Source organism: Moorena sp. SIO4E2 (assembly GCF_010671945.1).
Lineage (GTDB): Bacteria > Cyanobacteriota > Cyanobacteriia > Cyanobacteriales > Coleofasciculaceae > Moorena > Moorena producens.
On sequence record NZ_JAAHIE010000150.1, the window covers coordinates 1 to 8,795 of the forward strand.

General features: G+C 42.6%; 8 protein-coding genes and 1 pseudogene. 4 read left to right on the top strand and 5 right to left on the bottom strand.

The genetic code is table 11. The features are described from left to right. Window positions 1-395, bottom strand: a pseudogene (locus F6K37_RS16920) (hypothetical protein); the annotation flags it as partial. Between the two features lie 982 nt (window positions 396-1,377). On the opposite strand from F6K37_RS16920, the gene F6K37_RS16925 reads away from it, so the two are divergent. Next, the gene (locus F6K37_RS16925; RefSeq protein WP_287251297.1) at window positions 1,378-2,709 is read left to right on the top strand and encodes a serine hydrolase; all 1,332 of its coding nucleotides are present in this window, start codon (window positions 1,378-1,380) and stop codon (window positions 2,707-2,709) included. Between the two features lie 627 nt (window positions 2,710-3,336). Further along, the gene (locus tag F6K37_RS16930; protein WP_287251298.1) at window positions 3,337-3,957 is read left to right on the top strand and encodes a hypothetical protein; all 621 of its coding nucleotides are present in this window, start codon (window positions 3,337-3,339) and stop codon (window positions 3,955-3,957) included. 46 nt (window positions 3,958-4,003) lie between these two features. Here F6K37_RS16930 and F6K37_RS16935 read toward each other — a convergent pair whose 3' ends face one another. Genes F6K37_RS16935 through F6K37_RS16945 form a run of 3 tightly spaced genes read right to left on the bottom strand, consistent with a single transcriptional unit; the run spans window position 4,004 to window position 6,598 of the window. Then, window positions 4,004-6,067: an NACHT domain-containing protein gene (locus tag F6K37_RS16935; RefSeq protein WP_287251299.1), complete on the bottom strand. Its 2,064-nt coding sequence runs from the start codon at window positions 6,065-6,067 to the stop codon at window positions 4,004-4,006. Window positions 6,068-6,076: 9 nt separating this feature from the next. Beyond that, complete coding sequence (locus F6K37_RS16940; protein WP_287251300.1) at window positions 6,077-6,289, bottom strand: hypothetical protein; 213 nt, start codon at window positions 6,287-6,289, stop codon at window positions 6,077-6,079. A 9-nt stretch (window positions 6,290-6,298) separates the two neighbouring features. Further along, window positions 6,299-6,598, bottom strand: coding sequence for a hypothetical protein (locus F6K37_RS16945; protein ID WP_287251301.1), 300 nt, complete (start codon window positions 6,596-6,598; stop codon window positions 6,299-6,301). Window positions 6,599-7,077: 479 nt separating this feature from the next. Here F6K37_RS16945 and pstS point away from each other — a divergent pair, with 479 nt between their 5' ends. Both pstS and F6K37_RS16955 read left to right on the top strand, forming a co-directional pair. Then, complete coding sequence (pstS, locus tag F6K37_RS16950) at window positions 7,078-8,091, top strand: phosphate ABC transporter substrate-binding protein PstS (protein ID WP_287251302.1); 1,014 nt, start codon at window positions 7,078-7,080, stop codon at window positions 8,089-8,091. 156 nt (window positions 8,092-8,247) lie between these two features. Next, window positions 8,248-8,382 carry a hypothetical protein gene (locus tag F6K37_RS16955; RefSeq protein WP_287251303.1) on the top strand — a complete coding sequence of 45 codons (135 nt, stop codon included), beginning with the start codon at window positions 8,248-8,250 and terminating at the stop codon, window positions 8,380-8,382. 14 nt (window positions 8,383-8,396) lie between these two features. Here the strand turns inward: F6K37_RS16955 and F6K37_RS16960 are convergent. Beyond that, window positions 8,397-8,795, bottom strand: a 399-nt coding sequence (locus F6K37_RS16960) for a hypothetical protein (protein WP_287251305.1), incomplete at its 5' end; no start/stop codon positions are given.

Genomic DNA, 8,795 nt, shown 5'->3' on the forward strand with positions numbered 1-8,795 from the left:
AGTTGCTGAGCAATAGTTCGGTAACCAGAATTTACCGAAAGGGTGCGACCACGAGCCTTAATTGCCCGTGCCAGGGACTGCTGAGCTGCTGCCTGAAGGAAAGGGTGAACTGCTGGACCATTAGCCACATTTAGGTCGGCAAAACTCACCAAGCTATTGGGTGCAATGCGATTAATTTGATCAATCAGCTGCTGGTCTAGTCCCCGCAGAACAGAAGTAGAGCAGCCAGGAGCCCGTCGAACAGTAGTTAATCGATTTTTTGCGATCGCTTGTGTGTGGATCAGGGTTTCAAGTTGATTATCTATTAGGTTAATTTGGTGACAATCTTCACAAAAATCTGCATGTTCTGTTTGTTCTGATTCAAGATTGCTTTCGAGATTGCTATAGTCTTTCATAACTATAAATTTAGGATATATACCTAACTCAATGGTTTACTCTAGTTGCTTTCCCTGAAATCTTGCACCACTGTCACTAGCCGTAGGTTCGGCAATATAGCGCTACGCGCAAGGCAAGAGGCAAAAGGCAAAAGGCAAAAGTTTACTACGGGTCGCACCTTTTGCTGCTTGTATCAATTTCAAACACCTTAATGCGTAGTGCTATATTAAGTTATCCCTAGCTTAAGCTTAGACTGGAATAATTGCCCACCCTAACTATTTAGGTGCAATAAAATTTCAGTACTATTTTGATTATGAGCAATACCATAATCCTTTGACAGTACCCTTGAGGGTACTTTTTTTGGACTCGTTAGTGATTAAATTTGATATAATTAAAGATCGTGCCAGATGTGTTGAACAGGCAAAAGGGAATAGGAAATAAGTAGTTTTCGAGATGTAACGGTTTGTATCTAGGTTAAGTATAATTCTGAATCGTGATTATTCACTAATGACTAATTAATACAGCGTTGCTTAATAGATGATGCTGGTTGTTAATGATTTTCGTGGGAATGAGGAAACAATGTATTAGGAATTGAGATAGTTTTATGAGATAATAATCGGCTTATCAACTGGTTAAAGTTTTGGATACAGGCTTTACCACCATTCACCAGCCCGACCATCAGCATGAACATCAAGACTTTTTTCTAATTAATTTGAAATATTCCAACTGTTTTGATTTCTTTAATTACCTCTGCCTCTTCACTCAAAGCGGACATTCTGCTATCAGCCTGTTTCGTCGTCCCTTTAGAACTTAATAGACTTCGCGGCAGTTGTCGGTAACAGGGAACAGTGGACAATAATTGAGGTAAACACTATCAGAAAAATACTTTTGCGCATAGGTCTAATGTTAATTTCACTTCACATAAAAGGTACCCTTAAGGGTACTACAAAGCCAGATTATTCTCTAATAAGATACAAATGTATCTATCAATTGAAATCAGGAATGAAACTCGCTGCTCACAAAAAGTCTGGTATTTCCGCCGAAATTGATGCCTATCTCAAAGCCCACCATGAAATTGGGTGGTTCTCAGGGGCAGTTATCGTACTCAAGGCATGTAAAACCGTGTTTACCAGGGGGTATGGCATGGCTAGCCTAGAGTACCAGCTACCCAATACCCCCCAGACTAGATTTCGGTTGGGGTCGGTGACAAAGCAGTTTACTGCTGCTGCGATTCTACAACTCCAGGATCTGGGGTTGGTTGATGTACACGCTCCTGTTTCTACCTACTTGCCAGATTATCCCCATGGGAATCGCATCACCTTGCATCACCTCCTAACCCATACGGCGGGCATTCCTAACTATACTAGTTTTTGGGATTATACCCAATGGATGACTTTACCGACGACCCTTGAGGAGTTGATTGCCCGCTTCCAAGACCTCCCCTTGGAATTTGAGCCGGGAAAAGAGTGTCGCTACAGCAATTCAGGCTATGTTCTGCTGACCCAGGTGATTGAAACCGTATCGGGTCAGTCCTATGGCGATTATCTAAAGGAGCATTTGCTCCAGCCTTTGGGGATGGAGAACACAGGTTACGAGTATCCTTTGGCGGTGATTGATGGCTTGGCAAATGGTTATCAGTTCATTGATGACGGCTATCTCAAGGCACAGTATATTAATATGTCCGTGCCACAGGGAGCCGGAGGACTATATTCCACGGTGGAGGATCTGGCTCGATGGAATCAGTTTTTGTTTGACCATGGGGTGGGAGATAAAACGATCTTAAGGGATAAGGCGATCGCTACTATGACCTCTCCCTTAGTACCGAAGAATCCTGACGAAACTCCCCATCTGTTCTATGGCTATGGATTGGAAATAAACAAACAGCCCAAGCATCAGCGCATTGGTCATGGTGGGAGAATTAACGGCTTTGTGACTAATCTGGAATACTACCCAGACCAGGATGTGAGTGTTGCTGTGCTCAGTAATGTAGAAACCGCCAATATAGAGCAAATTTCCCAGGATTTGGCAGCAATTGTGTTTGGGGAACCCTACTCCAAACCCACATCTGAGGTAGATCCGTCTGTATACGAGGACTATATTGGAACTTATCAGGTTGCTCCTGAGTTCCAGGTAACTATAACCACCCAAGCCAATCAATTGCGGATTCAGGGAACAGGGCAGTCTATCTTTAACCTTTATCCTACCTCCGAAACTGAGTTTTTTACATGGGTCATTGATTTGCGAGTTGTCTTTAACCAAGGCTCAGACGGCACGGTGGAAAGCGTGACGCTGCTGCAAAACGGGCAGGAAACCGTTGCTCCTAGGGTAGATTGAGATTAAATAGTTTTAATGTAATCTTATGATAAAGATTGCTTTCTGGGTGATTGTCTTTACCCTAATTAAGGGCTTTATCAAGGATTTCTGTAGTGGCTAAAGTTTGAGGTTTTCAATGAAAGCGATCGCCTTTGGCGATCGCTTTCTTGTTTTGAATCTATTCAGATTATACTATGGATGAAACTGCTTGTTAATGATTTTTGTGCTAATCTGGTAAAAATGGATTAGATACTGAACTATACATTTCTGAAAATAAAATAACTTAACGTTAATCATTCTTAACAAAAAAGGTACCCTTAAGGGTACTGCGAAGCCAGGGAATTATCTGACATTCTATAAATATCTTGATTGAAATGAATTGCAGCAACAGGTAAAACCCATGGCTTATAAAGCCTCTCATCCCTGTGTCTTCCAAGTTCCGATCAAAATTAGAAGTATCCATTAATCTCGACAAGGAAATGGAACTCCAAGAGAATGATCTGTTACTGTAACCAACGGTGTGTTCACTGTGGTATACTCATTTAAAAACTGCTATAAAACCCTTTATTGATTAATCTTAGACTCTATTTTAAGCTAGTTATTCTGCTCTAATCCCTCTGTCATTTTAAAATTTATTATTCAGTTGTCATGGCTATTGATAATCGTTCAAACTGCCTAAGATCTGTAGGAATTAGTAAAGTATTAATCAAATTTATTTATCTGGAAATAATACTACTAATCATTCTGGTTTTACTTGGGGTTTTATTACAGTTAAAACTTCCAATTATAGAGCAACAGTTTCCAGGATCAAAGATATTATTAGAATACTTTGTTTATCTTATTGTTAAACTAGTCGTAGGAGTGTTAGGTTTAGTCTGGCTTTATCGATTACACGTTGATTTAAATAGGATTTATAGTGATTACCCAATCGAACCTGGAAAAGTGCTAGCCCTATGCCTAATCCCCATATATAATATCTTTGGAATTTGGAGGATTTACTCGACTTTTGCAGAGTATTTAAATAAAGAAGAAAGTAGGATTTTAAAAACTAGACTTTTAATTTTGTATATTGGTTATGTTTTTCAGCGAGGGTTTTCAAAAGCTTACCAAAACAATTATAGTGGAGATTATGCTTTTTATTTTTTAATCATCGGTAGTTTAGTAAGCCTATGCTTGTGTATAGTTTTTATGCAGATGATAAAAATGATGAGAGGTGTAGTAATTGCTAAATTCCGAGAGGATTTTTACCCCAATATCGAAAAAATTTAATCCTATTATCAAGCAAAGCTTTTGGCGATTGTCGATGTATATAGCATCAGTTCTCAAGCTTCATCTCGGCAAAGTGTTCCATCAGCATCCGGTGGATAAAGATGTAGCCTCCTCCTACTTTTTGTAGGAAGATCCGATCGGCGGCATAGTCCAGGAAGCGGGCATAGTTCCAAGGGATGTATTTGTTACGGTAGAGGACAAGGCGGAGGCTGAAGTGTTGGATGCAGGCTAGACCACCATTCTCCAGCCCGACTATCAGCCCTCCCATCAGCCCTCCCATCAGCCCGACAATCAGCCCTTCCCTCAGCCCTTCCCTCAGCCCGAATATCAGCCCTCCCATCAGCCCGAATATCAGCCCGAATATCAGCCATACAGTTATAGCATTATGAGCTGATTTCCAAATTCCTTGATTTGGATTTGTTTTTCTTTCAATTTCTGAACTCTCCAGCCCGACAATCAGCCTGATAATCAGCCCGAACATCAGCCCGAACATCAGCCCTTCCCTCAGCCCTTCCCTCAGCCGGTTAATCAAGTTTTTTTTCCAATTAATATCAAGTATTTCAACTGTTTTGATTTCTTTCCTTGCTTCTTTATCCAGCCCGACTATCAGCCCTGCCATCAGCCCTAACATCAGCCCGAACATCAGCCCTGCCATCAGCCCTAACATCAGCCCGAACGTCAGCCCTTCTATCAGCCCTTCTATCAGCCCTAACATCAGCCCTCCTATCAGCCCTAACATCAGCGCTTCTATCAGCCTTTCTATCAGCCCTGCCATCAGCTCTTCCATCAGTATATAAATTCGTTTTTGCTTTCCATTTATTAGCCAATATGGCTGCATTTTTTCAATTAAAAATACTGTTTGCGACTCCTCAACCATCCTCTGCGCCAGCCAAATTAACCAACGCTTTACTTGCGCATTTTTGTATTGTTGATTAGTCTTCCGACGCTTAAACATCTTCTCGATATATGCATCAAATAGCTGCTTGCGCCGTTCCTCAACTACGTCAGTTCTGGGCAAATCCTCAACTGCTACTCCCTGATAAGCTAGAGTCATAATATTGAGCATTAGAGGTGACTGGCTTAACTCTTGTAATACTGTATCCTCTGCAATTAATTTCCTTAATCCCGTTAACTCAGTCCCGACACAATTCAAGTAATGACAAATTTGTTCTAAACTAAGCAATCTTATACAAACTGCTTTCTGAAAATTCAGACGGTTAGATAGGGCTTCATAGTCTTTAATCCGACTACACACTACCAGTTCAGCACCATACTCCTGATGGAATGTGTTCAAAGCAGCAATACAGTTGTTTCGATAGTCTGCCTTAACTTCATCCAAGCCATCAAGCAATGGTAGTAGTTGCTGTTGCGTTACCCAAGCTTGTCCAATTTTATTGGGAACTTGATATACAGTGTTCAGTTCCTCTACTAACCAATCTGCTATCGTCTGCTGTTCCTTTGCCCAAGAGGAGAGGTTAAAGACTACGGGAATTAGCTTATTAGTGTTTTGTTCAGCACGAGCAATTAAATCCCGGGCGAGTTCGAGTAAGGTTGTGGTTTTTCCTGACCCTGGTTCTCCTAAAATTAGTAAGGTTGCTCCTGTCCCAATTTGGTCAAAAACATCAATTACTTTAGTACCTTTGGGGAGGGGTTGAGGTGAGTCGTCACCGATTTCGATAATTTCGCTCAAAGGATTAGTAATGGCATCGGGTCTCTCTTCTAATCCCAATTCAATCAGTACCTGGTGATAGAGGGATTTTTCCAAAACGTCTTTGACCCAAAAGTTTTTGATTTTAGTGAGTAATATCTGACGGTTGCGGTATTCTTGGCGAGTTAATTGGGCTCCTGGAACAGATTGCTGCGGATTAAAAATATTCCAGATGTTGTTAATCTGGCTGTTCTCCCCTTGAATGGTTTGGTTACTATTTCCCTGAACTGCCCGATTTTTCTCACCTTGAACTGTCTGATTTTTATCTCCCTGGATAGCCCGATTGTTATCACCTTGGATAACTGACATATCCTCACCAACTTGAAAAGCTTCAACCTGATGCTCAGATGAATTCACATCAGGCTGTTGTGAGTCAGAATTCTGATTAGGTAACTGGCTCATGAGTTAGTTCTACACACCTATAATGTGTGAAGCAGCAGCAGCACCGAACCAATCTGCCACTTTAAGCAGGATAGGCTTGGCTTTGCCCCAGAGGGTTTTACCTGCATCAGCTTTTCCACTGGCTGTTTCCAGGGTTTCTGCCACAGTTTCCAGGTTAGCGAGTGCCAATTCTTTCTTAGGTTCTTCCTTTTCTGTGGCTTTTTTGGCGGCACCAAGGTACATGGTTGCTTCTTATTTGATATCCTCTGGTAGCTCTGCCCCTCGTACCAACTTATCCAGCTCTACTAATAACTCAATAACCTGCTCTTTTGTTAGCGGTTCTTCGGTTGATGCAGTACCTTGACCTTGGTTTATTTGACTATTGTCACCTTGAATGGATTGGTTACTGTCACCTTGAATACCTTTAATATTGTCACCTTGAACACTTTGACTATCTTCACCTTGAATGGCTCGGTTATTGCTACCTTGTAGGTTGCTGACCTTACCACCTACGGAACTACCTACAGAAAATCCACCGGGATTGTTTGTCATAATACCTATACTTGTGTGTTTGTTTAGGAGCTAGGACGCTGTAGTTGCTATATTGTTTATCTTAATAAAGATTCAAAGACAAACTAGTACCTATCATTAGGAAAACTTCAGTCGTGAAAGGATATACTTCACTAATCTTTACCATCATTTACTGGACATGCCAGTGTTTTTGATATTTTCAGAGGTTATATCACCCCCCATCACGAACATCTGGTAGAGGAGGATGCGATCGCGTAGCGTGGCCTTTGGGCCAATCGCAAAACTCCTGAACGGTTATCCCTGCTTCACTTCAGGTGCTGGAGCAGCTAATCCTGAATCACTTAACAAAAATTTAAACGTCATGCTTTTCCCCATAAGCTGAGAGCTGAGAGCTGAGAGCTGAGAGCTGAGAGCTGATAGCTGATAGCTGATAGCTGATAGCTAACCCATTACCAACCAACTATCTGTACTCTTGAATTATCCTTAATCCTTATAGACTAATGAATTTAGCTGTAATCAAGTCCCGTCGGACTTTAATAACCTTAACAGTTACAGTTGCCATTGTATTAATTTCACTCAAGGCAGCAAGTGCAATACCATTGTTTGGTGCCGGTGCATCATTTCCCGAACCCCTTTACCAGCGTTACTTTTCCCAATACCAACAAGAAACCAGCGTTAACGTAAGTTACAGTACCATTGGCAGTGGTACTGGCATTGAGGAATTCATTAACGAGTCTGTTGATTTCGCCGGTAGTGATATGCCCCCAACCGATGAGGAGAAAAGTCAGATGAAACGGGGCTTGCAAATGGTGCCAACAGCCGGGGGAGCTGTGTCAGTTATTTACAATCTCCAAGGTGTAGTGAGTTCTGTTAGACTATCTCGCGATACTTTAGGGAAAATCTTTACTGGTCAAATCGGTAATTGGAAGCAAGTTAACACTTACTTACCTAGAAGAGACATCAAAGTTATTGTGCGCTCAGATAGTAGTGGTACTAGCTTCATTTTCACCAAGTACTTGAGTGCGATTACCCATGGTCTGATCAAACCTAGCCGAAAACCAGATTGGGGCTTCAAGGTATTCTCAAGCCGTCCTCAAAATGGTGGAGTAGCTGCGGAAGTGCGGCGGATTGACGGTGCCATTGGCTATGTAGAAGCTCATTATGCTGTAGAAAACAACTTCCCTAGCGCTAGAATTGAAAATCAAGAGGGTCGCTATATCAAGCCTAGCCTTGACCAAGCCAGTAAAGGGCTGGTCAACGTGGAGTTTAACCAAGACTTCACCCTCAAACTTAACGATCCAGCCGATGGTTATCCAATTGTCGGTCTAACTTGGCTGCTACTGTACCAGAAGTACCCCAATCAGGCCAAAGCCCAGGGGATTAAAGATATGGTTAATTGGATTCTCACTAAAGGTCAGGACCTTAACGGGGAACTGGGGTACACCAGGATTCCAGACGATATTGCTCGCCAAGCCATCGAAGCAGTGAATCAAAACATCACCGTTGGCTCATAGTAGTAATATCAAATTCGGTTGAATAACCATACTTCCTGGTTACGAGAGCAGAGAACTAGCGATTTAGCACGGTCTTGGGGAGGCAGTGCCTTCAGGCGGGGGTTCCCACGGGGCAAACAGCGGTGCGGACCCAGGTTCCGCACACAGCCCCTCCCCATGAGCAACTGCCATGGTTTCCACCATGAGCGACAGCATCAAGACTGCCGAGGTACACAGGATTTTTTCCCTGATCCAAAGTTACCTGTTCCCTACTCCCTACTCCCTGCTCCCTGCTCCCTAAAACCTAGGTAGAGTTACTCTCTGCTTCAATAGGTAAAGAGGATCAACCTGCCACCCTTAGAGGGCATTTCAATTTGAAGGTTGTTGCCTTGCACATCCTTACCATTGAATTCGTATATAACGTCTGTGGCTCGGACGCTCCTCCTAATCACAGTAGGCTGGAAGTCAGGTAGCCAGACTCTTAGACCTTTGAGTACTGGTGGGGGTACCTGACTCTGGTCAATTTCTTCTTCAACCTGCTGAATTTCGCCAATGGCATTGACATCCACTTCAAAGCGGTTGCCCTGGGAGTTCTGACCACTCAGTCCATAGATTAGCTTGCCATCAGCCCCAATCTCGATTGCTGCATCCGTGGGTGAGACACCAGCAGCAACAGTGGCCGCAGTGATAGCAGGAGCTGGCACTTCAGAGATAGAAATCTCCTG

Excerpts from the sequence above, each read along its gene's own strand:
- F6K37_RS16925 (WP_287251297.1), top strand. The coding sequence starts at position 1,378 with ATGAAACTCGCTGCTCACAAAAAGTCTGGTATTTCCGCCGAAATTGAT.
- F6K37_RS16930 (WP_287251298.1), top strand. The coding sequence starts at position 3,337 with ATGGCTATTGATAATCGTTCAAACTGCCTAAGATCTGTAGGAATTAGT.
- F6K37_RS16935 (WP_287251299.1), bottom strand. The coding sequence starts at position 6,067 with ATGAGCCAGTTACCTAATCAGAATTCTGACTCACAACAGCCTGATGTG.
- F6K37_RS16940 (WP_287251300.1), bottom strand. The coding sequence starts at position 6,289 with ATGTACCTTGGTGCCGCCAAAAAAGCCACAGAAAAGGAAGAACCTAAG.
- F6K37_RS16945 (WP_287251301.1), bottom strand. The coding sequence starts at position 6,598 with ATGACAAACAATCCCGGTGGATTTTCTGTAGGTAGTTCCGTAGGTGGT.
- pstS (WP_287251302.1), top strand. The coding sequence starts at position 7,078 with ATGAATTTAGCTGTAATCAAGTCCCGTCGGACTTTAATAACCTTAACA.
- F6K37_RS16955 (WP_287251303.1), top strand. The coding sequence starts at position 8,248 with ATGAGCAACTGCCATGGTTTCCACCATGAGCGACAGCATCAAGACTGC.